Genomic DNA, 26,375 nt, shown 5'->3' on the forward strand with positions numbered 1-26,375 from the left:
CGCCCCTTCCCACCCCGTGCCATCCTTGACCCCGTGAACCGCGAAGATCTCGTACGGCTGCGCCAGGCCCGCGACCGGATGAACCGCGAGTACGCCGAACCGCTCGACATGGCCTCGATCGCGCGGACCGCGCTGATGTCGCCGGGGCACTTCCAGCGGAGCTTCCGCGCCGCGTACGGGGAGACGCCGTACAGCTATCTCATGACGCGGCGGATCGAGCGGGCGAAGGCGTTGCTGCGGCGCGGGGATCTCAGCGTGACGGAGGTGTGCATGGCCGTCGGCTGTACCTCGCTCGGTTCCTTCAGTTCCCGCTTCACCGAACTGGTCGGCGAGACCCCCAGCGCCTACCGCGCCCGCTCCCACGAGGCCGGCGCGGTGATCCCGTCTTGTGTGGCCCGCACTTTTACCCGGCCAAACCGGGCAGGACCTCCCCTGCGCCCCTAGCCTGTCCCCCATGGATCTCAAACTCCGCCAGTGCTTCATCGCCGTCGACGACCACGACAAGGCCCTCGCCTTCTACTGCGACGTGCTGGAGCTGGAAATCCGTAACGACGTCGGTTTCGAGGGCATGCGGTGGGTGACCGTGGGGTCGCCGTTGCAGCCGGACGTGGAGATCGTGCTGGAGCCGCCGGCCGCGAACCCGGACGCCTCGCCCGCCGACAAGCAGGCCATGGCCGAACTGCTCGCCAAGGGCACCCTGCGCGGGGTCAACTTCACCACCGCCGACTGCGACGCCCTCTACGCCCGTGTCCAGGAGTCCGGTGCCGAGGTGGTCCAGGAGCCGACGGACCAGCCGTACGGTGTCCGCGACTGCGCGTTCCGGGACCCGGCCGGGAACATGCTGCGGTTCATGCAGCGCAGCGGGGACTGAAATCCGCGGGGGCCGGTCTCTTCCTCCGGCTTACGATCACGCCATGAGCATCCGCTGGACCTACGCCTTCGTCGACCGCCCGCACGCGCTCCTCGACCCCGCCCGCACCTTCTGGACGGCCGTCACGGACACCAGGCTGTCCGAACCGCGCGGTGGGGACGGGGAGTTCGTCACCCTGCTGGTGGAGGGGGCGGATCCCTGCGTGAAGGTCCAGGGGGTCGGGACGGGTATGGGCGGGGCGCACCTCGACTTCTCCGTCGAGGACGTGCCGGCGTTCGTCGCGTCCGCGCTGGCGCTCGGCGCGGAGACCGTCGCCGAGCACGACGGCTGGGCCGTACTCCGGTCCCCCGCCGGGCAGTTGTTCTGCGCGGCCCCCTGGCACGGTGAGGCCGTACGGCCGCCCGTCGTGGACGGCAGCCGCCTCGACCAGGTGTCCCTCGACATCGGACCCGGCTCCTACGACGCCGAAGTCGCCTTCTGGAGCGCCCTGTTGCCCGACTGGGCGTCACTGCGCGGCGCGCTTCCCGAGTTCCATGTGCTCAAGCCGCCGCCCGGCCTGCCGATCCGCATCCTGCTCCAGCGGCTCGGCGAGGAACGCCCCGCGTCCGCCCATCTCGACCTGGCCTGCGCGGACATCGGCACGACGACGGCACGGCACGAGCGGCTCGGGGCGAGTGTCGTCTCCCACGGCACGCACTGGACGGTGATGCGGGACCCGGCGGGCGGCATCTACTGCCTGACCGGCCGCGACCCGGAGACCGGCGGGCTGCCCGCCCGCTCCTAGCGACTCATCCCGCCCACGTCTCGACCCCCACCACCGCGTCCACCGGAATCGGCCCGTAGATGTGCGGGAACTCCTCGCCGCCCGGCTGCGGCGCCTCGTACTTCAGCGGTACGCCGAGCCGTCCCGGGTCCACCTCCAGGACCACCAGCTCGTCGGGGCCGTCGTAGGAGCCGTACAAGAAGGCTGCCACGCGCGGGAGTTGGGTGCGGGTCGAGCAGTGGATGAAGCCCTCCTCCTGGAGGGTGCGGCCACGGGTCGACCACTCGTAGGCGCCGCGCTCGCGGGCCGCGTCCCAGAGGGTGCGCTCGGTGATGTGGAGGACGGTGGTGGGTTCGTTGTCCGGCATGGGACCACGCTACGACGTCGGCCCGGCCGAGGTGCGCGGCCCGGGTTCACCGGGCTCGGCGCCCTCGCCGGCGTACGCCTCGCACTCGGGGTTCCGGCACGGGCCGGCCACCCACTTCGGCACCCATGCGCCGAGCGTCTTGTACCGCCGGACGACGGTGGCAACCGGCTGTCCGCAGACGGGACAGGTGTGCTCTTCTCTGCCCATGCCCTCAGACTAGAACCGTTCGGGGCTCGCGCCACATCGGATACATGCGCGGTCCGTCCGGAAGGTCGAGGGTGGTGTCGGTGAAGGCGTAGCCGAGCCGCTCGTACAGCTTGGTGCTGCGCTCGCTGCTCGCCTCCAGGTACGCGGGCAGGCCCTCGCGGTCGCAGCGCTCCAGGACGTGCCCGATCAGCGCGGCGCCGAGGCCCTCGCCCTGCCGGTCCGGTGCCACGGCGATCATCCACAGGTACTCGTGGGCCCGGCCGGTGGGATGACCCTCCTCCATGAGCCGGACGATCGTCTCGACCCGCTCGTTGTCCGGATCCACGAACTCCCGCAGCGCCACGGCCTCGTCCTCGCCGTCCGCCGCGTGCGCCTCGGCCGGCATGGACAGCCACAGCGCGCAGGCCGAGCCGTCCTCGGCCAGGTCGATACGGCCGTCGGCGAGCACCGCGTCCGTGAAGGCGGCCATCAACTTGTGGTGGGTCGCACGGCGGTACTCGGCGTCGGGGAAGATCCAGCCGCTCACCGGATCGTCCTGGAACGCGTCGTCCAGCAGCCGGACGACCAACTCCCGGTCACCCTCGCCCGCCGCCCGTATCGCCACGCCCATGTTCCGCCTCCGCGTCTCAACAGTCGTATTCCGTAAGGGTGTTGAGACTAGCGGGACTTACGGGCGAGTGAGCCGAAGGGGCTCGACACAGGCTTTGGCGCCCCGGAGGCGAACCGAGCCCTAAAAAAAGGCTGGCCCCGCGCACCGTGGGGATGCGCGGGACCCGCCGGTCCGGGGTCCGGGTCACCGTGCGGGGTCAGGACCGCACGGCACCACAAGACCCCGGAGTCCTCAACTGCTGCGCCGGGTCACGAACTCGGCCAGCGCGAGCAGACCGCCCGCGTCCTGCGGGTCGGGGATCGCCCGGGCCAGCTCCTGCACGGCCCGCGCCATCCGGTCGGCCGCCTGGGCCTGCGCCCAGTCCCGGCCGCCGGCCCGCTCCACAGCGAGCGCGGTGCGCTCCAAGTCCCCTTCCTCGTACGGCATTCCGTACAGTTCGGCGAGTTCCGCGGCCGCCGGGGTGCCCGAGGTGAGCGCGGCGACCACGGGCAGCGACTTCTTGCGTACGGCGAGGTCGGCGCCGGCCGGTTTGCCGGTGCGGGCGGGGTCGCCCCATATACCGATGACGTCGTCGATCAGCTGGAAGGCGAGCCCGGCCTGCCGGCCGAACGCGTCCAGCGCCTCCACGTCCTCGGCGGACGCTCCCGCGTACAGCGCGCCCACCGCGCAGGCGCAGCCGAGCAGCGCGCCGGTCTTGGCCTCGGCCATGGCGAGCACCTCGTCGAGGGTGACCTCGTCGGGGGCGCGCTGCTCCATGGCGGTGTCCGCGTGCTGGCCCGCGCACAGTTCGACGACGCAGTCCGCGAGCCGGGCCGCGGCGGCCGAGGCCGCCGGGTGCGGGTCCTCGGCGAGCAGCCGCAGCGCCAGCGCCTGGAGCGCGTCCCCGGCGAGGATCGCGTCGGGGTCGCCGAACACGGTCCACGCGGTGGGCCGGTGTCTGCGGGTGGTGTCCCGGTCCATGACGTCGTCGTGCAGCAGTGTGAAGTTGTGGATCAGCTCGACCGCCGCGGCGGCCCGCAGCGCGCCCGTCCGGGCCCGCTCGCCGCCGAGTGCGCCGGCCGCGGTGAGGACGAGGGCGGGGCGGATCGCCTTGCCGGCGTTGCCCGCCGCCGGGGTGCCGTCCGCGTGCTCCCACCCGAAGTGGTAGAGCGCGACCCGGCGCATGGAGCCGGGCAACGAGTCGATCGCCGAGCGCAGTTCGGGGTCGACGGCCGTCCGGGCCCCCTCCAGGATCACCGCCGCCTCGTGCCCGTCGGCCGGCTGCGTCCGGTCAGGATGCTGTTTCGTCTCCGCCCTGAACTCGGCCATGGGGTCCCCCTCGGAGAGTCCGCGGACGGTGGCGTTTCCACTGCGGCTGGGCACATGTGACCGGGGTGTACCCGCCCCGAAGGGCGGGGACACCGCGTCCAGCTGCTGAAACGTCACCTCCAGCGGCCGATCTCGACGTTCTCCAGGACGCCGAGGGCGTCCGGCACCAGGACCGCCGCCGAGTAGTAGGCCGTCACGAGGTACTTGATGATCGCCTGTTCGTTGATGCCCATGAAGCGCACCGACAGGCTCGGCTCGATCTCGTCCGGGATGCCGGCCTGCTGGAGGCCGATGACGCCCTGGTCGGCCTCGCCGGTACGCATGGCGATGATCGAGGTGGTCCGCCGGTCGCTGACCGGGATCTTGTTGCACGGGTAGATCGGCACTCCGCGCCAGGTCGGGATGCGGTTGCCGGCGATCTCGATGGACTCCGGGACCAGTCCGCGCTTGTTGAGCTCGCGGCCGAACGCGGAGATCGCGCGCGGGTGGGCGAGGAGCATCCTGGTGCCGCGCCGCCTGCTGAGCAGCTCGTCCAGGTCGTCCGGGCTGGGGACGCCGTCGTGCGGCTGGAGCCGCTGGTCGTACTCGCAGTTGTTGAGCAGGCCGAACTCGCGGTTGTTGATCAGCTCGTGCTCCTGGCGCTCCTTCAACGCCTCGACGGTGAGCCGGAGTTGCTGTTCCGTCTGGTTCATCGGCTGGTTGTAGAGATCGGCCACGCGCGAGTGGATGCGCAGGACGGTCTGGGCGACGCTGAGTTCGTACTCGCGCGGCCGGGCGTCGTAGTCGACGAACGTGTGCGGGATGTCCGGCTCGCCGGAGTGGCCCGCGGCGAGGTCGATGGCCTTCTCGCCGTACTTGTTGGTGCGCTGCTCGGGGATCGCGCGCAGCTGTGTGAGGTGGTCGCGCAGGGTGTCGGAGCGCTCCGCGACCTGCTCGACGTCCCCGCGGGCCAGCACGAGCACCGTGCAGGCGGTGTCCGCGCGGGCCGTGTACTCCCAGATGGCCTCCGGGTCGAGCAGTGCCTGGTCGCCGAAGTAGGCGCCGTCGGCGAGGACTCCGAGGACGGTGTCGTCGCCGTACGGGCCCGTGCCGACCTTCTCCACCCTGCCGTGTGCCAGCAGGTACACCTCGTCGGCCTGGCTGCCGAACGACGCGATCGCCTCCCCCGGGGCGAACTCGCGCTGCCGGCAGCGGACGGCCAGTTCCGAGAGGACCTCCTCGTCCTCGTAGTCCCGCAGCGCGGGCAGTTCGCCGAGCTCCGCGGGGATGACCTCGACGCGGTCGCCGGTCTTCACGAATGTCACCCGGCCGTCGCCGACGGAGTAGCTCAGCCGTCGGTTCACCCGGTATGTGCCACCCTGCACGTTCACCCACGGCAGTGTGCGCAGGAGCCAGCGGGAGCTGATCTCCTGCATCTGCGGTGCGGACTTGGTGGTGGTGGCCAGGTTCCGCGCAGCCGCCGTGCCGAGACTCTGCTGCGGCTTGTTCTGCTCCGCGCGGACCTCTTCGCCTACCGACATAGAGAAATGCCCTCCCCATTCATGCCGGGCCTGTGCGCCCGGCATTCGTTCTCGCGCACCAGCTTTCCTCACTCTGCGTGCCGGTGGTATTACCCGAAAGAGCGGGAATGGATCATCACGTGCTGGGCACGGGGGCTGTTTACGTCGAATGTTGTTCGAGTTGCGGCCGGGGCCGCCGTTGTCCGGATCGGCTCGCACGCCGTACGAACAAGTCGTGCGTACCAGGATTTTTTCGGTACAAGCAGCGATAACAGGCGGCCGTGCACGTCGGCCGTCGCACAGCACGAAGGAGGCGTTCATGGCCTCACCCATGTCCGCAGGCGGTTTCCTGGACGCGCTGCGGGACGAGGGCGTCACGGTCGTCGAGGTCGGCGACTGGGAGCACCACAACCGCAACCACAAGGGCCCGTGGGGACCCGTCCACGGCGTGATGATCCACCACACGGTCACCAAGGGCAGCGCACACACCGTGGACCTCTGCCGCGAGGGCCGCCCCGACCTGCCCGGCCCGCTGTGCCACGGCGTCATCACCAAGGACGGCAGGGTCCACCTGGTCGGCTACGGCCGCGCCAACCACGCGAGCCTGGGCGACGACGACGTGCTGCGCGCGGTGATCGCCGAGAAGCGGCTGCCGCACGACAACGAGGCCAACACCGACGGCAACCGGCACTTCTACGGCTTCGAGTGCGAGAACCTCGGCGACGGCGAGGACCCCTGGCCCGAGGCCCAGTTGGAGGCGATCGAGAAGGTCTGCGCGGCGATCTGCCGCCACCACGAGTGGTCCGCGCGCTCGGTGATCGGGCACCTGGAGTGGCAGCCCGGAAAGGTGGACCCGCGCGGGTTCACGATGGACTGGCTACGCGATCGGGTGGGCGAGCGCCTGAAGTGACCCCCGGGGTACACGAAGGCCACGGGCCCCCCGGGTGACAATGGTCCCGTGACCAGCCCCGACCTCGCCGCCCTACGGCCCCGGCTGCCGTCGCCGGTGGAGGAGATCACGGACAGGCGCTTCGGCCGGCACGGCGTCCGGCTGCTGCTCAAGCGGGACGACCTGATCCACCCGGACCTGATCGGCAACAAGTGGCGCAAACTCGCGCCCAACCTCGCGGCGGCGGCCGGCCGTACGGTCCTCACGTTCGGCGGCGCCTACTCCAACCACCTGCGCGCCACCGCCGCCGCGGGCCGCCTCCTGGGCCTGCGCACGGTCGGCGTGGTCCGCGGCCAGGAGTTGGCGGACCGCCCGCTCAATCCGTCCCTGACCCGGTGCGCGGCCGACGGGATGCGTCTCCACTTCGTCGACAGGTCGACGTACCGCCGCAAGACCGAGCCCGAGACGCTGGCCGGCGTCCTGCGCGAGGTGGACGCGGAGGACGCGTACGTCGTCCCCGAGGGCGGCAGCAACTCCCTTGCGGTACGCGGCTGCCGGGCCCTGGGCGAGGAACTGCGCGCGCGTGCAGACGTCGACGTCGTCGCCCTCGCCTGCGGCACCGGCGGCACACTGGCCGGACTGGCCGCGGGACTCGCCCCCGACCAGCGGGTGTTGGGGATACCGGTTCTCAAGGGCGGCTTCCTGGGCACCGATGTCGCGGCCCTTCAGGAACGCGCCTTCGGTGGCAGGCAGGGCGCCTGGTCACTCGACGACCGCTTCCATTTCGGCGGCTACGCGCGCGTGCCCGCCGAACTCGCCGCCTTCGCCGAGGACTTCGAGGACCGACACGGGCTGCCCGTCGAGCGTCTCTATGTCGCCAAGTTGCTGTACGGACTTGTTGCCATGGCGGACGAAGGGGCCTTCCCGCGCGGGAGCACGGTCGCCGCCGTCGTCACCGGGCGACCGTTCCCGTAGGGTCCCGCCACGTGCTGAGGCTGCCCGGCGGCTCAGGTCGCGGAAGAGCGGCGGTAGTCGACGGCGTGCCGGTGAGCGGGGCGAGGCTCGTGCGGCTGCGAGGCAGCGGCCGAGGGCTGGGGGCATCGGCGAGTGATGACAACGGCGGCTGGGGCACCCGCGCACTTGGGTCAGCGGGGAGCAGGTGCCACGCCCCGCGTCTGCGGCATGGCCGTCGGCCGCCGACGCCCCGGTCTCGGCTTCGCCCGACCGGGAGGGGGACCCCCATCGCGTCGCCGCCCCCCTCCGCTTCGCGCCTGGCACGCACCAAGCCCCGCGTCCACAACCTGATCCTCACGGCACGGCCTGCCTTACGACAGGCCCGGGCAGCCTCACGACAGACCTACGCCGCCTCCCGATAAGCCGCCGCCTCCTCCAGGTCCAGCCTGCGCAGCAGCGTGCGGAGCATCTCGTCGTCGATGTAGCGGCCGTCGCGCAGGCGGACGAACATCGAGCGTTCGGCGCTGATCATCTCGCGGGAGAGGCGGCGGTAGGTGTCGTCGACGGTCTCGCCGGTGACGGGGTTGGTGGCGCCCAGGCGCTCCCAGACGGCGTTGCGGCGGCGCTCCAGGACCTCGCGGAGGCGGTCGGCCAGCGGAGGGGGCAGGGCGTTGCGCTCGTCCTCCAGAAGGGCGTTGAGGCGTTTCTCGGCCACGCGGGAGGCCTGCGCCTGGGCGTTGGCCTCGGCGAGGGTCTCGGCCTGGGGGTCGCGGCCGGGGAATTTCAGCAGCCGGATGATCGGGGGCAGGCTCAGGCCCTGCACCACCAGGGTGCCGATGACCGTCGTGAAGGTCAGGAACAGGATGATGTTGCGCTGCGGGAAGGGGTCGCCGCCGTGCACCGTGAGCGGGATCGAGAAGGCGATGGCGAGCGAGACCACGCCTCTCATACCGGCCCACGCGGTGGTCATCGCCCCCTTCCAGGTGGGGTTGTCCTCGCGTTCCCTGATGCGCGCGGAGAACATGCGGGGCAGGAAGGCCGCCGGGTACACCCACACGAAGCGGGTCGCGACGACGACAAGGAAGAGGGCGATCGCGTACAGGGCGGCGTCCAGGCCCCGGTACTCGCCAAGTCCCTTGAGGACGACCGGCAGTTGCAGTCCGATCAGGGCGAACACCGCCGACTCCAGGACGAAGGCGACCATCTTCCACACGGCCTCCTCCTGGAGGCGGGTCGCGAAATCGACCTCCCACGCGCGGTGGCCCAGATAGAGCGCCACGACCACGACGGCGAGCACTCCGGAGGCGTGCACCTGCTCGGCGACCGCGTAGGCGACGAACGGGATCAGCAGGGAGAGCGTGTTCTGCAGCAGCGCCTCCTTGAGGTGAGTGCGCAGCCAGTGGATCGGCACCATCATCAGGAGCCCGACACCGACACCGCCGACGGCCGCGAGCAGGAACTCCCCGATGCCGCCCGCCCAGGTGGCGCCCTCGCCGACCGCCGCCGCGAGGGCCACCTTGTAGGCGGTGATCGCGGTGGCGTCGTTCAGCAGGGACTCGCCCTGGAGGATCGTCGTGATCCGCGAGGGCAGTCCGACCCGGCGGGCCACCGCCGTCGCGGCGACCGCGTCCGGCGGCGCCACCACCGCGCCGAGCACCAGCGCCGCGGTCAGCGGCAGCCCCGGCACGATCACGTACGCGGCCCAGCCGACGACGAACGTGGCGAAGAGCACGTACCCCACCGACAGCAGCGCCACGGGCCGCACTTGGGCCCGCAGGTCGAGGTAGGAGCTGTCGGTGGCCGACGTGTAGAGCAGCGGGGGCAGCAGCAGCGGCAGTACGACGTCCGGGTCCAGGGTGTAGTCCGGGACCCCCGGGACGTACGAGACGGCCAGCCCGACCGCGACCAGCAGCAGCGGCGCCGGCACCGGGGTGCGCCGGGCCCCCGCGGCCACCACGGCACTTCCCGCCACCAGCAACAGCAGTGGCATCACGTCCATCGTCCTCGCCCGCCCTCGTTTTTCCGCGCGGCCAACCGCACAGCCGTCGTAATCTGGCAATCATGAAACAGTGCACGCACGCCGACGCGCTGCCGCTCCCGGAACCGAAGCCCCAGAGCGAGACCTGCCTCGAGTGTCTGGCGGCCGGCACCCACCCCGTGCAGCTGCGACTCTGCCTCTACTGCGGCCATGTCGCCTGCTGCGACTCCTCGCCCCTGCGCCACGCGACAGCACATCACAAGGAATCCGGGCATCCGGTGATGCGGACCTACGAACCCGGGGAGAGCTGGCGCTGGTGCTTCGTCGACCACGTACTCCTGTGACCTCGTGATTCCGACCGCCGGTTTCGACGGTTCGACCGTCTGACGTGTGGGTACGTCAACCCGGCGCGCGCTCTTCCCAATTGGGCCCGCAGGACCCCTAGCCACGGAGCGTATCCGTAGGTTTACTATGAGTGACAGCATGGGGTTGGGGTCCCGGGGACAGGAAAGTTCGGAGCGCGGTAGCGTCACCGCTGAACCAAGTATCGCGTTACCCCGGGGGGCGACCCCTGGGCCCCCGAAAGAGCTTGTACCACCTTGGAGGTGAGGGTGTCCCAGATCGCAGGCGAGCCCGCGACCCAGGACTTCGTGGAAGTCCGGCTGCCGGCTGCGGGTGCCTACCTGTCGGTGCTGCGTACGGCCACGGCCGGCCTCGCAGCCCGTTTGGACTTCACCCTCGACGAGATCGAGGACCTCCGCATCGCGGTGGACGAGGCCTGCGCGATCCTGCTCCAGCAGGCCGTGCCCGGCTCAGTGCTCAGCTGTGTCTTCCGGCTCGTGGACGACTCGCTCGAAGTCACCGTCTCCGCCCCGACGACGGACGGTCACGCACCCTCGCGCGACACCTTCGCCTGGACCGTGCTCTCGGCCCTCGCGGGCAAGGTCTCATCGGCAGTCGACGAGGACAAGACCGTGACGATCAGCCTCTACAAACAGCGCGGCGCGGGACCCGGGCCGGCGTGAGGAACGGGGACGGGCCGGTGCGGGACGAAGAGCGCGGCACAAGGGAGCTGCCGGCCGAGGGCGGCACGGGCGGAAGCCGTACGGCGGACGCCGGCCCCCTGGTGCCCTGCGGCGGAATCCCCGAGCAGGCCCGGCCGCATCCGGAGGACGAACCCTCGGAGGCCGGTGTGACGGACGACGGTCAACGTGAGCAGGACGGTGCCGTGCGTATTGGTGGGGTCTCCCCTGTTGCCGGGGGTTCCCCCGCTCCGACTCAGTCGAGCGTGGGGGAGGAGGCGAAAGCTCGGGGAAGGGCGACGGACCAGGCGATGAGCGAGCACGAGCGGGACGACGTGGCGGGCGCGCAGGCCGTGCAGAGTGTGCAGAGCACTCGGCACGACCCCCAGGACCGCAGCGGAGCGCGTGCGCTCTTCATCGAGCTGCGCACGCTCAAGGACGGCAGCGTCGAGTACGCGGAGCTGCGCAACCGGCTGGTCCGTATGCACCTGCCGCTCGTCGAGCATCTCGCGCGCCGCTTCCGCAACCGCGGCGAGCCGCTGGACGACCTGACCCAGGTCGCCACCATCGGCCTGATCAAGTCGGTCGACCGCTTCGACCCGGAGCGCGGGGTCGAGTTCTCGACGTACGCGACCCCGACGGTCGTCGGCGAGATCAAGCGGCACTTCCGTGACAAGGGCTGGGCGGTGCGCGTCCCGCGCAGGCTCCAGGAGCTGCGGCTGTCGCTGACCACGGCGACGGCGGAGCTCTCGCAGCGGCACGGCCGCTCCCCCACGGTCCACGAGCTGGCCGAGAAGCTGGGCATCTCGGAGGAGGAGGTCCTGGAGGGCCTGGAGTCGGCGAACGCCTACTCCACGCTGTCCCTGGACGTCCCGGACACGGACGACGAGTCCCCTGCGGTCGCGGACACCCTGGGCGCGTACGACGAGGCCCTGGAGGGCGTCGAGTACCGGGAGTCGCTCAAGCCGCTCCTGGAGGACCTGCCGCCCCGGGAGAAGCGGATCCTGCTGCTGCGCTTCTTCGGCAACATGACGCAGTCGCAGATCGCGCAGGAGGTCGGCATCTCCCAGATGCACGTGTCCCGGCTGCTGGCCCGGACACTGGCCCAGCTGCGGGAGAAGCTCCTCGTCGAGGAGTAGGACCGGGCCGGGGGCTAGCCCTTCGGCTCTTCGGTACGGCGGCCGGGCCCTCGGATTCCGAGGGCCTGTGTCGTCGCCGGGTTCACCAGCAGCACCAGCGAGGCGACCGCGACCACCGCGAGCGCGATCCCGGCCGGGATGGCCACGCTGTCGGCCCGGAGCAGGTTGTAGGCCACGGGCAGCGCCATGATCTGCGTGATCACGGCGGGACCCCGGCTCCAGCCGCGCCGGCCGAGCAGTCCGCGCGCGGCGAACAGCGGCAGCAGCGCGAGCACCACCAGGGTCACGCCTCCGGTCACGGCCTGCTGCCGGTCGTCCGGGTCGCCGGTGAGCCCCAGGACGAGCATCCACACTCCGCCGACGGCGAGCGCGAGACCCTCCAGCGCGACGAGGGCCGCCGCGTAGGTCAGCCGGCGCGGACGGGGTCCGTCGGGGCCGTCGGTCTCCGGGGCGGGGGTCTGCTCAGCGCTCACCCCAGAAGGGTAGCCCTCGGAAAACGGCCCCAGGTGTTCAGGCTCACGTCGTCTCCTCTTACCGAACCCCTACCTCGGTATGGGACGGGTACCCCTCAGTAGGTACGCTGCAACTCATGCGTGCACTTCTCGTGGTCAATCCGGCGGCAACCACCACAAGCGCACGTACGCGCGACGTCCTGCTCCACGCGCTCGCCAGCGAGATGAAGCTGGAGGCCGTCACCACGGAGTACAGAGGCCACGCGCGCGACCTCGCCCGGCAGGCCGCGGAGAGCGGGAACGTCGACCTGGTGGTCGCCCTCGGCGGCGACGGCACCGTCAACGAGGTCGTCAACGGCCTGCTGCACACCGGCCCCGACCCGGAGCGCCTGCCCGGCCTCGCGGTGGTCCCCGGCGGCTCCACCAACGTCTTCGCCCGCGCCCTGGGCCTGCCCAACGACGCCGTGGAGGCCACCGGCGCCATCCTCGACGCCCTGCGCGAGGGCAGCGAGCGCACGGTCGGGCTCGGGCTGGCCTCCGGTACGCCCGGCACCGAGGACGAGGCGGTGCCGTCCCGCTGGTTCACCTTCAACGCCGGGCTCGGGTTCGACGCGGGAGTGGTCGGGCGGGTCGAACAGCAGCGGGAGCAGGGCAAGAAGTCCACGCACGCGCTCTACGTGCGCCAGGTGGTCCGGCAGTTCCTCGGGGAGCAGCACCGCCGGCACGGGACGATCACGCTGGAGCAGCCCGGCGAGGATCCGGTCACCGATCTCGTGGTGGCCATAGTCTCGAACACCAAGCCCTGGACGTATCTCGGCAATCGCCCGATGTACACGTCACCTAAGGCGTCGTTCGATAAAGGCCTCGACGTACTCGGTCTCACCCGCCTGTCCAGCGCCGCGGTTGCCCGGTATGGCACCCAGTTGCTCACTTCGTCCCCCGAACGCGGACCCCATGGCAAGCACGCTGCGGCTCTGCACGACCTGAGCGAGTTCACCTTGCATTCGAAGGTCCCCCTGCCCCTCCAGATGGACGGCGACCACCTCGGACTGCGTACGAGCGTGACGTTCACAGGCGTACGCCGTGCACTGCGTGTGATTGTGTGAGCAGAAAGGGCTGAAGTCCTTTCACTCGAACGTTTAGACCAGGGTCCACCCCATGGAAGTACGGCTGTGACCTAGTCGACACCGAGGAATCAAAAAAAACTTTCCGGTAGGGGTTGTATCCGCCGCTGAGGTTTGCGAGTCTCTACGTGGCGATCGAGACGGCCCGCAACACCGGCCTCCACGGATCACCGGAACCCCTCTTCAATCCACAGGACCCCGCCAGTGAACCTGGCGTACGGCCCTTCACTTGTTGAGGGATTCGTGAAAGCGTTCACATTCACAAGCAACCCGCACGTAATACCAAGGAGAGGTAGCAGCCATGGACTGGCGTCACAACGCCGTTTGCCGCGAGGAAGACCCCGAGCTCTTCTTCCCCATCGGCAACACCGGTCCTGCGCTGCTGCAGATCGAGGAAGCCAAGGCCGTCTGCCGTCGCTGCCCCGTTATGGATCAGTGTCTGCAGTGGGCGCTCGAGTCCGGCCAGGACTCCGGCGTCTGGGGTGGTCTCAGCGAGGACGAGCGCCGCGCCATGAAGCGCCGCGCCGCTCGCAACCGGGCCCGTCAGGCATCCGCCTGACATCCACCCTGCTAACAGCCTGAGCTTGGCGGCGCGTACAGCGAGTACGCATCTCCCGCCCCCGAGCCGCAGCGCGCAGTACCCCCGATGCGCATAGCAACGAGCGACTGGCCCCGGATCATCATTTGATCCGGGGCTCTTTGCTGTTCAAATGCAGGGCTTTCAAATGCAGGCAGGCCTACGGCTGTTCAGGCCCGCCCATGTGAAGATCGTGTGCGAGTACGTCACTTGTGCGCCTCCACCGGCACGTCCAGGATCACCCGGGTCCCCCGCTCCGGCCCCGGCACCATGTCGAACGTGCCGCCCAACTCGCCCTCCACCAGCGTCCGTACGATCTGCAGGCCCAGGTTGCCCGAGCGGTGCGGGTCGAAGCCCTCGGGGAGTCCTACGCCGTCGTCCTGCACGGTGACCAGGAGGCGGGCGTCCTTCGAGGTGCCGCCGCGCACCGCCGACACCTCGACCGTGCCGGTCTCGCCCTCGCGGAAGCCGTGCTCCAGGGCGTTCTGGAGGATCTCGGTGAGGACCATGGAGAGCGGGGTGGCGACCTCGGCGTCCAGTATTCCGAAGCGGCCGCTGCGCCGGCCGGTGACCTTGCCCGGGGAGATCTCGGCGACCATCGCGAGCACCCGGTCGGCGATCTCGTCGAACTCCACGCGCTCGTCCAGGTTCTGGGACAGCGTCTCGTGCACGATCGCGATCGAGCCGACCCGTCGTACGGCCTCCTCCAGGGCCTCCCGGCCGCGCTCCGACTCGATCCGGCGGGCCTGGAGGCGCAACAGGGCGGCGACCGTCTGGAGGTTGTTCTTCACCCGGTGGTGGATCTCCCGGATGGTCGCGTCCTTGGTGATCAACTCCCGCTCGCGGCGCCGCAGTTCGGTGACGTCCCGGAGCAGTACCAGTGAACCGATGCGGGTGCCTTTGGGTTTGAGCGGGATCGCCCGGAACTGGATCACGCCGTCCCGCGCCTCGATCTCGAACTCGCGCGGCGCCCATCCGCTGGCCACCTTGGCGAGCGCCTCGTCCACCGGGCCGCGGGTGGGGGCGAGTTCGGCGGTGGTCACGCCCAGGTGCTGGCCGACGAGGTCGGTGGCGAGGCCCATGCGGTGGTACGCGGAGAGGGCGTTGGGCGAGGCGTACTGCACGATGCCGTCGCCGTCGAGGCGGATCAGTCCGTCGCCGACGCGCGGCGAGGCGTCCATGTCGACCTGCTGGTTCGGGAACGGGAAGGAACCGGCCGCGATCATCTGCGCGAGGTCCGACGCGCTCTGGAGGTAGGTGAGTTCGAGGCGGCTCGGGGTGCGCACGGTGAGCAGGTTGGTGTTGCGCGCGATGACACCCAGGACGCGTCCGTCCCGTCGTACCGGAATGGACTCGACGCGGACGGGGACCTCTTCGCGCCACTCCGGGTCGCCCTCGCGCACGATCCGGCCCTCGTCGAGGGCGGCGTCCAGCATGGGGCGGCGGCCGCGCGGGACGAGGTGGCCGACCATGTCGTCCTGGTAGGAGGTGGGGCCGGTGTTCGGCCGCATCTGGGCGACGGAGACATAGCGGGTGCCGTCACGCGTGGGGACCCACAGGACCAGGTCGGCGAAGGAGAGGTCGGAGAGCAGCTGCCACTCCGAGACCAGCAGGTGCAGCCACTCGAGGTCGGAGTCGTCGAGTGCGGTGTGCTGGCGTACGAGTTCGTTCATGGAGGGCACGTCTGCGAGCGTACCCGCCGGTCTGTACCTGTCCTAAAAACACCCGCGGGCCGCGGCGCCTGAGAGGGACCCTCAGCCCTCTCGGCACCGCAGCCCGGAGCAGCAACGGCCACGGGGTGTGCGGTCCCGTTCGGCCGATGGATGAGGACCCGGGGCAGTCAGGGCAGAGAGCTCCGGTTCCTCGATCCGTCTTCCTGTGCGGGGAAGACGGAGGCTTACGCCTTTAACACATTGTGGACTAGACCACATTCGGTGTCCATGCCTTGAAGGCTTTCGGAAAGCCTAACCGTGTCGGGTCCTGTGCGGGACTGATTGGTCATGGGAATTTCCATGGCCGGTACATGGAGGCTCAGCGGGTCTCCGTCACCTTGGCCAGGGCGCGGGGCGCGTCCGGGTCCTGGCCGCGGGCGATGGTGACCTCGTAGGCGAGGAGCTGGAGCGGGAGGATCTCCAGGATCGGCTGGAGTGCCTCGGGGACGCCCTCGACGGGCAGGACGAAACCGGCCGAGGCCTGTTCGACCTGGCCGGCCGGGCCGATGACGACCAGGTCGGCGCCCCGGCCGCGCAGCCGGTCGAGCACGGGCTGGAGGGCGGCGCCGCCCTTGCCGTCCGTCACGACCGCGATGACCGGCGAGACGTTGTCGACCATGGCGAGGGGGCCGTGCAGCAGGTCGGCGCCGGAGTAGGCGAGGGCGGGGATGTAGCTGGTCTCCATCAGCTTGAGGGCGGCCTCCTTGGCGGTGGGATAGCCGTAGCCGCGGGAGGTGATGACCATGCGTTCGGCGAAGCGGTAGCGGGAGGCGAGGGTGCGGACCTCGTCCTGGCGGGCGAGCAGCTGCTCGGCGAGGTCGGGGAGCGCCTTGGCCGCCGCGCCGTCGCCGCCGCGAAGTCCCTCGACGAAGAGGTAGAGCGCGAGCAGGGAGGCCGTATACGTCTTGGTCGCGGGGAGGGCCTTCTCCGGTCCGGCCATGATGTCGATGTGGTACTCGGAGACGGCGGCCAGCGGTGAGTCCGGGTTGTTGGTCACGGCGACGGTGATCGCGCCGGCCTCGCGGGCGGCGCGGGTCGAGGCGACCAGGTCCGGGGAGCCGCCGGACTGACTGACGGTGACGACGAGGGCGTCGGTCAGGTCGGGGCGGGCGCCGTAGGCCGTGGTGGTCGACATCGAGGTGAGTCCGCAGGGCAGGCCGAGGCGGATCTCCAGGAGGTACTTGGCGTACAGGGCCGCGTTGTCGGAGGTGCCGCGGGCGGTGAGCAGCACGAAGCGGGGCTTGCGGGCGGCCACGTCCTGGGCCACCTGCCGGATGCGCGGGGCGCCCTCGTCGAGGATGCGGCGCAGGACATCGGGCTGCTCGGCCATCTCACGGGCCATGATCCGGCCGGGGAGTTCGCTGTCGGGAGCCGGGGGTGTGGCGGTCATGCGGGGTCCTCCGGAGGTGGGTCGTGGCGGCGGTGCGGTGTCCATTTCACCCCTTCTTCCACGGTGGCGCCCGTGCGGGACGGTGGGACGTGGATCACTCTGGGAGGGCGGTACCGATTCTGTTAGATTGGACACGATTGGTCTAAACCACATGATTCTCTTCAGAACGGCAGGCCCCGCGTGGAAGTTGTCATCGTTCCGGACGCCGAGTCGGGCGGCGAGCTGATCGCCGAGGCCATGGCACAGCTGCTCCGGCGCAGGCCGGACGCCCTGCTGGGCGTGGCCACCGGCTCGACGCCCCTGCCCATCTACGAAGCGCTGGCGGCCAAGGTCCGCGCCGGCGCCGTGGACACCTCGCGGGCGCGCATCGCCCAGCTCGACGAGTACGTGGGGCTGCCCGCCGAGCACCCGGAGTCGTACCGCTCGGTGCTGCGCCGTGAGGTGCTGGAGCCGCTCGGGATCGGGATGGATGCGTTCCTCGGGCCCGACGGGACGGCCGAGGACGTGCAGGCGGCGTGCGAGGCGTACGACCGGGCGCTGGGCGAGGCCGGCGGGGTCGACCTGCAGATACTCGGGATCGGGACCGACGGGCACATCGGGTTCAACGAGCCGTGCTCGTCGCTGGCCTCGCGGACCCGGATCAAGACGCTGACCGAGCAGACGCGGGTGGACAACGCGCGCTTCTTCGACGGTGACATAGGCCAGGTCCCGCACCACGTCATCACGCAGGGCATCGGCACCATCCTGGAGGCGCGGCACCTGGTGCTGCTGGCGACCGGCGAGGGCAAGGCGGACGCGGTCGCCGCGACCGTGGAGGGACCGGTCGCCGCGGTGTGCCCGGCGTCGGCGCTGCAGCTGCACCGGCATGCGACGGTCGTGGTGGACGAGGGCGCCGCGTCCAAGCTGAAGCTCGCGGACTATTTCCGGCACACGTTCGTCAACAAGCCGGACTGGCAGGGGATTTGAGACGCGGGACTTGAGGCGCGGGTTCCTCGCGCGTACGTACCGGTGCCGGGCTCCCTCGTGGTGGGCCCGGCACCGGCGTATCACCTGAGGTCACTCCCCCGCGATGACCTCCGCCGCGGCCTGGCCACAGACTCGGGCCGCGCCGTGGGTGGCGATGTGGAGGGCTCCTCGGGGGGCGGCCTGCGGGATGCCCATCTCGACCACGACGGTGTCGGGGCGGGCGGCCAGCAGGGTGTCGAGGGCGGACACCATCCAGGGGTGCCGGTGCTCGTCCCGCACCACGACCACGATCCGCCGCGTCCCCGCCGCCTCCAGCACCGCATCCCCGGCAGCCTCCCCGGCGAAGTTCCCCGTCTCCGTGCCGGGCAGCAGCCGGGCGAGTTCAGCGGCCACGCCCCAGGGCGTCTCGTCGCCGACGGCGATGTTGGCGACGGGGGTGAGGAGAGCGACGTAGGGCGGTTCGGTGAGGGGGGTGAAGCCCTCGGCACCGGTGACCGTGAGGGCGCGGCGGGCGGCGACGAGACCGATGTCGACGCGCGTCACGTCCGCCGTGGGAGCGGCGCCTTCGTCCGAAGCGGAGGCCGTAGCGGAGGTCGATGCGGACGCCGATACCGTGGCCGCCCAGCGGGCCAACCCCCGTACCCGTTCCGCCGCTTCGGCCAGGCGTTCCTCCGGGAGTTCGCCCGCGCGGACCGCGCTGACCAGGGCGTCGCGCAGGCGTCGTACCGTCTCGTCGTCCGCGAGGCCGCCGCCCACGCAGAGCGCGTCGGCTCCGGCGGCGATGGCGATGACGCTGCCGCGTTCGATGCCGTAGGTGGCGGCGATGGCCTGCATCTCGATGGCATCGGTGACGATGAGGCCGTCGTAGCCGAGCCGGCCGCGCAGGAGGTCGGTCAGGATGTGCGGGGAGAGGGTGGCCGGGTGGTCCGGGTCCAGGGTCGGGACCAGGATGTGGGCGCTCATCACCGCACGGGTGCCGGCGGCGATGGCCGCGCGGAACGGGCGGAGTTCGCGTCGCTCCAGAACGGAGGACTCCGCGTCGATGCGGGGCAGCGCGTGGTGGGAGTCGACCGCCGTGTCGCCGTGGCCCGGGAAGTGCTTCGTGCAGGCGGCGACGCCCGCGGCCTGGAGGCCGGTGACGTAGGCGGCGGTGTGGCGGGCGACCAACTCCGGGTCGGCGCCGAAGGAGCGGACGCCGATGACCGGGTTGGAGGGGTTGGAGTTGACGTCGGCGGACGGGGCCCAGTTGAGGTTCACGCCGCAGGCGGCGAGGCGGCGGCCCAGTTCGTACGCCACCTCCCTCGTCAGGTCCACGTCGTCCACCGCGCCGAGCGCGTGGTTGCCGGGGAAGGAGGAGCCCGTGCGCACCTCGAGGCGGGTGACGTCGCCGCCCTCCTCGTCGATCGCGACCAGCACGTCGTCCCGTTCGGCCCTCAACTGGGCGGTCAGGGAGGACAGTTGCTCGGGTGACGCGATGTTGCGGCCGAACAGGCCCACCGAGGCCAGGCCTTCACCGAGGCGCCGCAGCAGCCAGTCGGGGGCCGTGGTGCCGGGGAAGCCGGGCTGCAGGACGGTGAGCGCGTCGCGCGTCAGGGTGTCTGTACCGCTGGCGAATGTCGTCATCGGTTGGCGTTATCCCTTCACAGCGCCGGCGGTCAGACCCGCGGCCATCTTGCGCTGGACGAGGAGGAAGAGGACGACGATCGGCACGGCCATCATCGTGGCGCCGGCCATCATCGGGGCGTATTCGGTGCCGTGCTTGGTGGTGAAGTTGCCGAGCCAGACGGTCGCCGTCTGGTGCTCCTGGCTGAGCAGCATCAGGGCGTAGAGGTACTCGTTCCAGGCCTGGATGAAGCCGTAGACCGAGGTGGCGACCATGCCGGGGGCCAGCAGCGGGAAGACGACGCGGATGAAGGCGCCGGTGCGGGAGCAGCCGTCGACCATGGCCGCCTCCTCCAGTTCCTTCGGGATGTTGACGATGAAGCCGCGCAGGGTCCACACCGTGAACGGGAGGATGAAGGTCAGGTACGTGATGATCAGGCCGGAGAGCTTGTCGTACTGGTCGAGGTCGTTCAGCAGCAGGAAGACCGGAATGATCATCGAGACCAGCGGGACCATCTGGACCGCGAGAATGCCGACGATCACGATCTTGCGGCCGCGGAAGGCGAAGCGGGAGATGGCGAGCGCGGCCAGCAGGCCGACGACGATGCCGATCACGACGACCGACAGGGACACGATCAGGCTGCGGCCGACCGGGCCCCAGAAGTCGGCGATGTCCAGCGCCCGGCGGAAGTTGTCGAGCGTGATGCCGGTGGGCAGCAGGCTCGGGTCCGGGTCGATGGCGTCCTTGGCCGGCTTGAACGCCGTGTCGACCATCCAGTAGAGCGGGAAGCCGACGACGAGGAAGACGAGGAGGCCGACGAGGTTCCAGCCGAGCTTGGACTTCTTGCGCCCGCCGGTCGGCCTGCGGGGCGCGTCGGTCGTGAGCGCGCTCATTCGACCTCTCCGATCTGAAGCATCTGACGCATGTAGACGGCGACGACACCGAGCAGCAGCACCACCGTGACCAGGGCGATCGCAGAGCCCTGTCCGTAGTCGTTGACGACGAAGGCACGGTCGTACGAGTAGGTGCTCAGGAGTTGGAAGTCGGCCTCGGGATGGCCGCCGCGCATCACGAACACCTGGGGGAAGACGCCCATGTCCCAGATCACCGAGAGGGTCGTGAGCATCACGATGATCGGCTTGAGGATGGGCAGGGTGACGTACCGGAAGACGCCCCAGGCGCCGGCGCCGTCGAGCCGGGCGGCCTCCTCCAGCTCCTGGGGGACCTGGGTGAGTCCGGCGCTGAGGGTGATCACCACGAAGGGCACCGCGCCCCAGACCACCAGAAGCATGATGACGAGGAGGCCCTGCGGTCCGCTGGCGAACCAGTTGTGGCCGACCATGTCGATGCCGGGGAGCTTGCTGAGCAGGGCGTTGAAGACGCCGTAGTCGGTGTCGAAGAGCCACTTGAAGACGGTGGTCGCGACGATGACCGGCATGCCCCAACTGGCCACCAGGACAATGTTGATGAGCGTCTTCATCCAGCCGGAGACCCGCTGCTGGAGCAGGGCGAGGGCCATGCCGGCGACCATCGTGAAGATGACCGAGCCGGCCGCGAAGACGATCGTGCGGACGACGACGCCCCAGAACTCGCCGTCGCCGAGGATCCCGGAGAAGTTGTCGAAGCCGATCCACTCGGCGGGCTTGAAGCCCCACAGCTGGGACTGTCCGAAGGACTGGAAGGACAGCGTGACCAGGCGGACCAGCGGATAGCCCATGACCAGGGCGAGGATGAGCAGACAGGGGGCGAGCAGCAGCCAGGGGATCCCGGTGCCTCTCGCCGTCCGCTTTCCGCGAGGTGCGCCGGCAACGCGCGGTGGGGGCGCCTGCCGCGGCGGCGGCACCTTGGCAGGGGTGGTCGTGTCGGCACTCATCGCGCGCTCCTCAGCGGTCCCTCAGGTCGTACGGCCGTACGTGAGGCGGGGCCCTGCCCCGAGAACACCGAGGTGTCCAACAGGGCCCCGCTGGGTCCTGCCGCCGAACTCCCGTCGTCCGCCCGGAGGGCAGGCGGGAGTTCGGCGGCAGNCAGGGCCCGGGTCACTTGGTGTTGATGACCTTGTCGATCGCGGTGTCCGCGGCCTTCGCGGCGTCCTCGACCGACTGCTTGCCGGTGCCGATGTTCTGCAGCATGGTCTGCAGGACCTGAGCCTTCTCGACCTGGCCCCAGCCCGGTGCCATCGGGACGAACCAGTTGGACTCGGCCGCGGTGGCCGGGACCGCCGTCGCGGGGTCGTTCTTCAGCGTCGCGAGGTCGGTCTTGTTGTTGGGCAGGTTGCCCTTGGCCATCAGGCCCTTCTGGCCGGACGGACCGGTGAAGGCGTTGATCCACTCGGCGGCGAGCGCCTGTGCCTTGGACTTGACCGGGACGGCCAGGTCCGAACCGCCCAGGAACACGGGCATGTTCTTGCCGGACGGGCCGGGCATCACGAAGTTGACGAGGCTGGTCTTCAGCTTGCCGCCGGTCTTGTCGGCCTTCGGGTCGGCCGCGCTCGCGCCCTCCCAGGCGGCACCGAAGATCATGGCCGACTTGCCCTGGCCGTAGACGATGTAGCGGTCGGACTCGTCCTTGGTCTTGTCACCGTGCATGTACTTGTCGATGACGTTCTTGAACTCGGTGAGGCCCTTGATGGACTCCGGCGAGGAGAGGTTGCCCTTCCACTGGCCGCCGGACTCCGCGGCGATGGAGCCGCCGGCGTCGTAGACGAAGGACATCGCCGCGTACCAGTCACGGGTGGGCTGGTACCAGGCGCTGAACTTGTCGCCTTCCTTCTTCTGGATCTTGTCCAGGTCGGCGGTCAGCTCGGTGTACGTCTTCGGGGGCGCCTTGATGCCGACCGAAGCGGCGATGTCCGAACGCCAGTTGCCGACGCGGCCACCGGCGTAGTACGGGACGCCGTAGGTCTTGCCGTCATAGGTGACCGAGGCCTTGAGGCCGTCGAGCCATTGGGAGGAGTTGGTGAACTTCGAGGCGTCGAGGGGCGCGAAGGCGCCCTTGACCATGTAGCTCAGCATCTCGGTGTTGCCCATCTCGACCACGTCGGGGGCCTTGTCGGTGGCGAGGACCGCGTCGAGCTTGGTGTTCTTGTCGGGCCAGCCGTAGTACTCGTGCTTGATCTTGACGCCGGGGTGCGCCTTCTGCACGGTCGCGTCGGCGGCCTTCACCAGGTCGGGCCAGTTGTTCTGCGCGTCGACGGTGAGCCAGACGGTCAGCTCCTTGGCGTCGGCGCCGCTGTTCGAAGAGCTCTTGTCGTCGTTGCCCCCGCACGCCGCGATGGAGACCATCATGCCCGCGATACCGATCGCGGCTATGAGCTTGCGCTTCACGCCACCCTCCTCAGGGATGCCTGCCACACCTCCCGCCCATGGGCCGGGACCTGAACCAATGGTGTAGACCAGTACCGGGAGCTTGGACCAGACCACAAGGCCTGTCAAGGGTTCCCGAAACCGCCCTGACCAGCCGTTATGGGACCTACATATGCAGGAACCTTTAAGTAAGAAGGCAGCGAAAACAACCGTGCCGGAGTACTCTCCTCCACTAGACCACTTGGCCTTGTGGACTAGACCAAAAGCGACCGCGACGGTATACAGAAGGGATCACGAAGTGACCCTTGCCCGGAGCCGGAAAGGCGGAGCATGAGCACCGACGTCAGCAGTGCGGAGAACGAGGGTGGGGCCACCGTCCGCACCGCGCGTGTGCCCAAGTACTACCGCCTGAAGAAACACCTGCTGGACATGACGGAGACCCTGCCGCCCGGCACTCCGGTCCCGCCCGAGCGCACGCTGGCCGCCGAGTTCGACACCTCGCGCACGACGGTCCGCCAGGCCCTTCAGGAACTGGTCGTCGAGGGCCGGCTGGAGCGCATCCAGGGCAAGGGCACGTTCGTCGCCAAGCCGAAGGTCTCGCAGGCGCTCCAACTCACCTCGTACACCGAGGACATGCGCGCCCAGGGCCTCGAACCCACCTCGCAGCTCCTGGACATCGGCTACATCACGGCCGACGACACCCTCGCCGACCTGCTCGACATCACCACCGGCGGCCGGGTCCTGCGCATCGAGCGCCTCCGCATGGCCAACGCCGAACCGATGGCCATCGAGACCACCCACCTCAGCGCGAAGCGCTTCCCCGCACTGCGCAGGTCCCTGGTCAAGTACACCTCTCTCTACACCGCGCTAGCCGAGGTCTACGACGTCCATCTCGCCGAGGCCGAGGAGACCATCGAGACCTCGCTGGCCACCCCGCGCGAGGCCGGCCTGCTCAGCACCGACGTCGGCCTCCCGATGCTGATGCTCTCCCGCCACTCCCTCGACAAGGAGGGCAAGCCGGTGGAGTGGGTGCGGTCGGTGTACCGGGGGGACCGCTACAAGTTCGTGGCCCGCCTCAAGCGCCCGCAGGACTAGTCCGTGGCGCGACTCAAGCGCCCACAGAACTAGGGGACTTACGGAGTTACCCGGGTTGCTCTACGTTCCTCCCGTCGCCGCATGGACGGGAGGACAACCCGGTGCGTACCGCGAACGTCCGAACCATCGTCGTCTGGACCCTCGTCGCGCTCGTCGCCGCGGCGGGCTGGTCCGTCCTCGCGCTGGCGCGGGGCGAGAACGTGTCGGCCGCCTGGATGGTCGCCGCCGCACTCGGCTCGTACGCCATCGCCTACCGCTTCTACGCCAGGTTCATCGCGTACAAGATCCTGAAGGTCGACGCGACCCGGGCCACCCCGGCCGAACGCCTCGACAACGGCATCGACTACCACCCCACCGACCGCCGCGTCCTGCTGGGCCACCACTTCGCCGCGATCGCCGGCGCCGGACCGCTCGTCGGACCCGTACTGGCCGCGCAGATGGGCTACTTGCCCGGCACGATCTGGATCATCGTCGGCGTCATCTTCGCGGGCGCGGTCCAGGACATGGTGGTGCTGTTCTTCTCGACCCGGCGCGACGGCAGGTCACTTGGGCAGATGGCCCGCGAGGAGATAGGCCCCTTCGGCGGCGCCGCCGCGCTGCTCGCCACCTTCGCCATCATGATCATTCTGCTCGGTGTGCTGGCCCTGGTCGTCGTGAACGCGCTGGCCTCCTCCCCCTGGGGCACCTTCTCCATCGGCATGACGATCCCGATCGCCCTGCTGATGGGCTTCTATCTACGGGTACTCCGCCCCGGCCGCGTCTCCGAGGTCTCCCTGATCGGTGTGGCCCTGCTGCTGCTCGCCCTGGTCGCGGGCCGCTGGGTCGCCGAGTCGTCCTGGGCCGGCACCTTCACGCTCGCGCCCTCGACGCTGGTCATCTGGCTGGTGGCGTACGGCTTCATCGCCTCGATCCTCCCCGTCTGGACCCTGCTCGCGCCGCGCGACTACCTCTCCACCTTCATGAAGATCGGCACCATCGCCCTGCTGGCGATCGGGGTCGTCGTCGCCCTGCCCGACCTGAAGATGCCCGCCGTCACCGAGTTCGCGAAGCACGGCAACGGCCCGGTGTTCGCCGGTTCCCTCTTCCCCTTCGTCTTCATCACGATCGCCTGCGGGGCGCTGTCCGGCTTCCACTCGCTCATATCGAGCGGTACGACGCCGAAGATGATCCAGAAGGAGACGCAGATCCGGATGATCGGCTACGGCTCCATGCTGATGGAGTCGTCGGTCGCGATCATGGCGCTGGTCGCCGCGAGCATCATCGACCCCGGCCTGTACTTCGCGATGAACGCACCGGCGGGCGCGATCGGCACGACCGTGCAGAACGCCTCGCAGGTGGTGACCGGTTGGGGCTATCACATCTCCCCCGCCGACCTCGCGCAGGCCGCGAAGAACGTCGACGAGGCCAGCCTGCTCTCCCGCACCGGCGGCGCTCCCACCCTCGCGGTCGGTGTCTCGGAGATCTTCGCCAAGGTCACCGGCGGGAGTCTGCGCGCCTTCTGGTACCACTTCGCGATCATGTTCGAGGCACTGTTCATCCTGACCGCACTGGACGCGGGCACCCGGGTGGGCCGGTTCATGCTCCAGGACATGCTGGGCAACCTCTACCGCCCGTTCAAGAACGTGAGTTGGAAGCCGGGCCTGGCCCTCACCAGCGCGATCGTGTGCGCGCTGTGGGGCTACTTCCTCTGGGTCGGCGTCCACGAACCCCTCGGCGGGATCAACCAGCTCTTCCCGATCTTCGGCATCTCCAACCAGCTGCTCGCCGCCGTCGCCCTGGCCGTCTGCACCACCCTCCTGGTGAAGTCCGGCCGCCTCAAGTGGGCCTGGATCACCGGGATTCCACTCGCCTGGGACGCCACGGTCACACTGACCGCGAGCTGGCAGAAGGTGTTCTCCAGCGACCCCAAGGTCGGCTTCTTCAAGCAACGGTCCGTGTTCCAGGACGCGATCGACGCGGGCAAGGTACTGCCACCCGCCAAGTCGATGGACGACATGCACACCGTCGTCACCAACTCCACGGTGGACGGAGTGCTTTCGGCCATTCTCGCGGTGCTGGTCGTGGTCGTGATCGCGGACGCCCTTCGGATCTGCGTTCGGCACATCCGCCGCCCGGCGCTCTCCACGCTGAGCGAGACGCCGTACGTCGAGTCGAAGATCGTGGCACCGGCCGGGCTGATCCCGACCCGGGAGGAGAAGGAGGAGGCGGCACGTGATGTGGTCGGTGCTCAGGCGGGCGACTAGCGGAGTGCGCTGGTACGTCCGGGAGTTGACCGATGAATCGGCCTACGACCGGTACGTCGCACACGTACGCCGGGACCATCCGGACGCGGAGGTCCCGAGCCGGCGCGACTTCGAACGCATGCGGACGGACCGTCAGGAAGCCGACCCGAGGCAGGGTTTCCGCTGCTGCTGACCCATGCCGGACCCCTGCTTTTGACACCGATGTCAGGGTTTCACTAAATCGACATGACGATATGCGGACGGGGTCTTTCGCTCGCGTGATGCCGTGACCTACATTGCCTGCGCGTTACACAGGTGATCAGTG

At 69.8% G+C, this 26,375-nt stretch carries 27 protein-coding genes; 14 read left to right on the forward strand and 13 right to left on the reverse strand.

The window, feature by feature from the left end; all coding sequences use genetic code 11:
- The first annotated feature begins 33 nt into the window (after window positions 1-33).
- The 3 genes from JHN45_RS37210 to JHN45_RS37220 are packed head-to-tail and all read left to right on the forward strand — an operon-like array spanning window position 34 to window position 1,655.
- Window positions 34-444 (forward strand): helix-turn-helix transcriptional regulator, encoded by a 411-nt coding sequence (locus JHN45_RS37210; RefSeq protein ID WP_019072194.1) that lies wholly within the window; start codon window positions 34-36, stop codon window positions 442-444.
- Between the two features lie 10 nt (window positions 445-454).
- The gene (locus JHN45_RS37215; protein WP_019072193.1) at window positions 455-871 is read left to right on the forward strand and encodes a VOC family protein; all 417 of its coding nucleotides are present in this window, start codon (window positions 455-457) and stop codon (window positions 869-871) included.
- Between the two features lie 43 nt (window positions 872-914).
- Window positions 915-1,655 carry a VOC family protein gene (locus tag JHN45_RS37220; RefSeq protein ID WP_201053966.1) on the forward strand — a complete coding sequence of 247 codons (741 nt, stop codon included), beginning with the start codon at window positions 915-917 and terminating at the stop codon, window positions 1,653-1,655.
- A gap of 4 nt (window positions 1,656-1,659) precedes the next feature.
- On the opposite strand, the gene JHN45_RS37225 is transcribed toward JHN45_RS37220, so the two are convergent.
- The 5 genes from JHN45_RS37225 to JHN45_RS37245 form a co-directional block, all read right to left on the reverse strand.
- Entirely contained in the window at window positions 1,660-2,001 is a 342-nt protein-coding gene (locus JHN45_RS37225; RefSeq protein ID WP_200710795.1) for a DUF952 domain-containing protein, read from the reverse strand.
- 9 nt (window positions 2,002-2,010) lie between these two features.
- Window positions 2,011-2,208: a hypothetical protein gene (locus JHN45_RS37230; protein WP_200710796.1), complete on the reverse strand. Its 198-nt coding sequence runs from the start codon at window positions 2,206-2,208 to the stop codon at window positions 2,011-2,013.
- A gap of 4 nt (window positions 2,209-2,212) precedes the next feature.
- Entirely contained in the window at window positions 2,213-2,818 is a 606-nt protein-coding gene (locus tag JHN45_RS37235; RefSeq protein WP_201053974.1) for an N-acetyltransferase, read from the reverse strand.
- A 231-nt stretch (window positions 2,819-3,049) separates the two neighbouring features.
- Window positions 3,050-4,126 carry a family 2 encapsulin nanocompartment cargo protein polyprenyl transferase gene (locus JHN45_RS37240; protein ID WP_200710798.1) on the reverse strand — a complete coding sequence of 359 codons (1,077 nt, stop codon included), beginning with the start codon at window positions 4,124-4,126 and terminating at the stop codon, window positions 3,050-3,052.
- 113 nt (window positions 4,127-4,239) lie between these two features.
- On the reverse strand, window positions 4,240-5,646 hold the full coding sequence (locus tag JHN45_RS37245; RefSeq protein ID WP_200710799.1) for a family 2B encapsulin nanocompartment shell protein: 1,407 nt from the start codon (window positions 5,644-5,646) through the stop codon (window positions 4,240-4,242).
- 298 nt (window positions 5,647-5,944) lie between these two features.
- Here JHN45_RS37245 and JHN45_RS37250 point away from each other — a divergent pair, with 298 nt between their 5' ends.
- Window positions 5,945-6,535, forward strand: a complete 591-nt coding sequence (locus JHN45_RS37250; protein WP_201053976.1) for an N-acetylmuramoyl-L-alanine amidase — start codon at window positions 5,945-5,947, stop codon at window positions 6,533-6,535.
- Between the two features lie 48 nt (window positions 6,536-6,583).
- Window positions 6,584-7,489: a 1-aminocyclopropane-1-carboxylate deaminase/D-cysteine desulfhydrase gene (locus tag JHN45_RS37255; RefSeq protein WP_201053982.1), complete on the forward strand. Its 906-nt coding sequence runs from the start codon at window positions 6,584-6,586 to the stop codon at window positions 7,487-7,489.
- Window positions 7,490-7,871: 382 nt separating this feature from the next.
- Here the strand turns inward: JHN45_RS37255 and JHN45_RS37260 are convergent, their stop codons facing one another.
- Window positions 7,872-9,467, reverse strand: coding sequence for a Na+/H+ antiporter (locus JHN45_RS37260; RefSeq protein WP_200710802.1), 1,596 nt, complete (start codon window positions 9,465-9,467; stop codon window positions 7,872-7,874).
- 62 nt (window positions 9,468-9,529) lie between these two features.
- Here JHN45_RS37260 and JHN45_RS37265 point away from each other — a divergent pair, with 62 nt between their 5' ends.
- From JHN45_RS37265 to JHN45_RS37275, 3 genes are all read left to right on the forward strand, one after another.
- The gene (locus JHN45_RS37265; protein ID WP_019072181.1) at window positions 9,530-9,790 is read left to right on the forward strand and encodes a UBP-type zinc finger domain-containing protein; all 261 of its coding nucleotides are present in this window, start codon (window positions 9,530-9,532) and stop codon (window positions 9,788-9,790) included.
- Between the two features lie 267 nt (window positions 9,791-10,057).
- Window positions 10,058-10,471, forward strand: a complete 414-nt coding sequence (locus tag JHN45_RS37270; RefSeq protein ID WP_020130755.1) for an anti-sigma regulatory factor — start codon at window positions 10,058-10,060, stop codon at window positions 10,469-10,471.
- Between the two features lie 17 nt (window positions 10,472-10,488).
- Window positions 10,489-11,607, forward strand: a complete 1,119-nt coding sequence (locus JHN45_RS37275; RefSeq protein ID WP_200710803.1) for an RNA polymerase sigma factor SigF — start codon at window positions 10,489-10,491, stop codon at window positions 11,605-11,607.
- 14 nt (window positions 11,608-11,621) lie between these two features.
- Here the strand turns inward: JHN45_RS37275 and JHN45_RS37280 are convergent, their stop codons facing one another.
- Entirely contained in the window at window positions 11,622-12,080 is a 459-nt protein-coding gene (locus tag JHN45_RS37280) for a hypothetical protein (protein WP_200710804.1), read from the reverse strand.
- A 116-nt stretch (window positions 12,081-12,196) separates the two neighbouring features.
- Between JHN45_RS37280 and JHN45_RS37285 the strand changes: the two genes are divergently transcribed.
- Window positions 12,197-13,165 (forward strand): diacylglycerol kinase family protein, encoded by a 969-nt coding sequence (locus JHN45_RS37285; RefSeq protein ID WP_200710805.1) that lies wholly within the window; start codon window positions 12,197-12,199, stop codon window positions 13,163-13,165.
- 319 nt (window positions 13,166-13,484) lie between these two features.
- The gene (locus tag JHN45_RS37290; RefSeq protein ID WP_006142322.1) at window positions 13,485-13,742 is read left to right on the forward strand and encodes a WhiB family transcriptional regulator; all 258 of its coding nucleotides are present in this window, start codon (window positions 13,485-13,487) and stop codon (window positions 13,740-13,742) included.
- Between the two features lie 224 nt (window positions 13,743-13,966).
- Here JHN45_RS37290 and JHN45_RS37295 read toward each other — a convergent pair whose 3' ends face one another.
- Window positions 13,967-15,433, reverse strand: coding sequence for a sensor histidine kinase (locus JHN45_RS37295; protein WP_200710844.1), 1,467 nt, complete (start codon window positions 15,431-15,433; stop codon window positions 13,967-13,969).
- A 358-nt stretch (window positions 15,434-15,791) separates the two neighbouring features.
- The gene (locus JHN45_RS37300; protein WP_201053984.1) at window positions 15,792-16,862 is read right to left on the reverse strand and encodes an SIS domain-containing protein; all 1,071 of its coding nucleotides are present in this window, start codon (window positions 16,860-16,862) and stop codon (window positions 15,792-15,794) included.
- 180 nt (window positions 16,863-17,042) lie between these two features.
- Between JHN45_RS37300 and nagB the strand changes: the two genes are divergently transcribed.
- Entirely contained in the window at window positions 17,043-17,828 is a 786-nt protein-coding gene (gene nagB, locus JHN45_RS37305) for a glucosamine-6-phosphate deaminase (protein WP_201053986.1), read from the forward strand.
- 90 nt (window positions 17,829-17,918) lie between these two features.
- Here the strand turns inward: nagB and JHN45_RS37310 are convergent, their stop codons facing one another.
- The 4 genes from JHN45_RS37310 to JHN45_RS37325 form a co-directional block, all read right to left on the reverse strand.
- Window positions 17,919-19,451 (reverse strand): glycoside hydrolase family 3 protein, encoded by a 1,533-nt coding sequence (locus JHN45_RS37310; RefSeq protein WP_201053988.1) that lies wholly within the window; start codon window positions 19,449-19,451, stop codon window positions 17,919-17,921.
- A 9-nt stretch (window positions 19,452-19,460) separates the two neighbouring features.
- A complete protein-coding gene (locus JHN45_RS37315; RefSeq protein ID WP_019072171.1) occupies window positions 19,461-20,324 on the reverse strand; it encodes a carbohydrate ABC transporter permease in 864 nt (287 codons plus the stop codon).
- Window positions 20,321-21,304, reverse strand: a complete 984-nt coding sequence (locus JHN45_RS37320; RefSeq protein ID WP_200710809.1) for a carbohydrate ABC transporter permease — start codon at window positions 21,302-21,304, stop codon at window positions 20,321-20,323. The genes JHN45_RS37315 and JHN45_RS37320 overlap by 4 nt, the downstream gene beginning before the upstream one ends.
- A gap of 163 nt (window positions 21,305-21,467) precedes the next feature.
- Window positions 21,468-22,754, reverse strand: a complete 1,287-nt coding sequence (locus tag JHN45_RS37325) for an extracellular solute-binding protein (protein WP_201053990.1) — start codon at window positions 22,752-22,754, stop codon at window positions 21,468-21,470.
- Window positions 22,755-23,063: 309 nt separating this feature from the next.
- On the opposite strand from JHN45_RS37325, the gene JHN45_RS37330 reads away from it, so the two are divergent.
- From JHN45_RS37330 to JHN45_RS37340, 3 genes are all read left to right on the forward strand, one after another.
- Window positions 23,064-23,828, forward strand: a complete 765-nt coding sequence (locus tag JHN45_RS37330; protein ID WP_019072168.1) for a GntR family transcriptional regulator — start codon at window positions 23,064-23,066, stop codon at window positions 23,826-23,828.
- Window positions 23,829-23,929: 101 nt separating this feature from the next.
- Complete coding sequence (locus tag JHN45_RS37335) at window positions 23,930-26,071, forward strand: carbon starvation CstA family protein (RefSeq protein WP_201053991.1); 2,142 nt, start codon at window positions 23,930-23,932, stop codon at window positions 26,069-26,071.
- Window positions 26,043-26,243, forward strand: a complete 201-nt coding sequence (locus JHN45_RS37340) for a YbdD/YjiX family protein (protein ID WP_200710845.1) — start codon at window positions 26,043-26,045, stop codon at window positions 26,241-26,243. The genes JHN45_RS37335 and JHN45_RS37340 overlap by 29 nt, the downstream gene beginning before the upstream one ends.
- Window positions 26,244-26,375: the final 132 nt, after the last annotated feature.

The sequence above is a fragment of the Streptomyces sp. MBT53 genome (assembly GCF_016654115.1).
Lineage (GTDB): Bacteria > Actinomycetota > Actinomycetes > Streptomycetales > Streptomycetaceae > Streptomyces.

Coding starts and splice junctions, on each gene's coding strand:
- JHN45_RS37215 (WP_019072193.1), top strand. CDS start 455: ATGGATCTCAAACTCCGCCAGTGCTTCATCGCCGTCGACGACCACGAC.
- JHN45_RS37220 (WP_201053966.1), top strand. CDS start 915: ATGAGCATCCGCTGGACCTACGCCTTCGTCGACCGCCCGCACGCGCTC.
- JHN45_RS37225 (WP_200710795.1), bottom strand. CDS start 2,001: ATGCCGGACAACGAACCCACCACCGTCCTCCACATCACCGAGCGCACC.
- JHN45_RS37230 (WP_200710796.1), bottom strand. CDS start 2,208: ATGGGCAGAGAAGAGCACACCTGTCCCGTCTGCGGACAGCCGGTTGCC.
- JHN45_RS37235 (WP_201053974.1), bottom strand. CDS start 2,818: ATGGGCGTGGCGATACGGGCGGCGGGCGAGGGTGACCGGGAGTTGGTC.
- JHN45_RS37240 (WP_200710798.1), bottom strand. CDS start 4,126: ATGGCCGAGTTCAGGGCGGAGACGAAACAGCATCCTGACCGGACGCAG.
- JHN45_RS37245 (WP_200710799.1), bottom strand. CDS start 5,646: ATGTCGGTAGGCGAAGAGGTCCGCGCGGAGCAGAACAAGCCGCAGCAG.
- JHN45_RS37250 (WP_201053976.1), top strand. CDS start 5,945: ATGGCCTCACCCATGTCCGCAGGCGGTTTCCTGGACGCGCTGCGGGAC.
- JHN45_RS37260 (WP_200710802.1), bottom strand. CDS start 9,467: ATGGACGTGATGCCACTGCTGTTGCTGGTGGCGGGAAGTGCCGTGGTG.
- JHN45_RS37265 (WP_019072181.1), top strand. CDS start 9,530: ATGAAACAGTGCACGCACGCCGACGCGCTGCCGCTCCCGGAACCGAAG.
- JHN45_RS37285 (WP_200710805.1), top strand. CDS start 12,197: ATGCGTGCACTTCTCGTGGTCAATCCGGCGGCAACCACCACAAGCGCA.
- JHN45_RS37290 (WP_006142322.1), top strand. CDS start 13,485: ATGGACTGGCGTCACAACGCCGTTTGCCGCGAGGAAGACCCCGAGCTC.
- JHN45_RS37295 (WP_200710844.1), bottom strand. CDS start 15,433: ATGAACGAACTCGTACGCCAGCACACCGCACTCGACGACTCCGACCTC.
- JHN45_RS37300 (WP_201053984.1), bottom strand. CDS start 16,862: ATGACCGCCACACCCCCGGCTCCCGACAGCGAACTCCCCGGCCGGATC.
- JHN45_RS37310 (WP_201053988.1), bottom strand. CDS start 19,451: ATGACGACATTCGCCAGCGGTACAGACACCCTGACGCGCGACGCGCTC.
- JHN45_RS37315 (WP_019072171.1), bottom strand. CDS start 20,324: ATGAGCGCGCTCACGACCGACGCGCCCCGCAGGCCGACCGGCGGGCGC.
- JHN45_RS37320 (WP_200710809.1), bottom strand. CDS start 21,304: ATGAGTGCCGACACGACCACCCCTGCCAAGGTGCCGCCGCCGCGGCAG.
- JHN45_RS37330 (WP_019072168.1), top strand. CDS start 23,064: ATGAGCACCGACGTCAGCAGTGCGGAGAACGAGGGTGGGGCCACCGTC.
- JHN45_RS37340 (WP_200710845.1), top strand. CDS start 26,043: ATGTGGTCGGTGCTCAGGCGGGCGACTAGCGGAGTGCGCTGGTACGTC.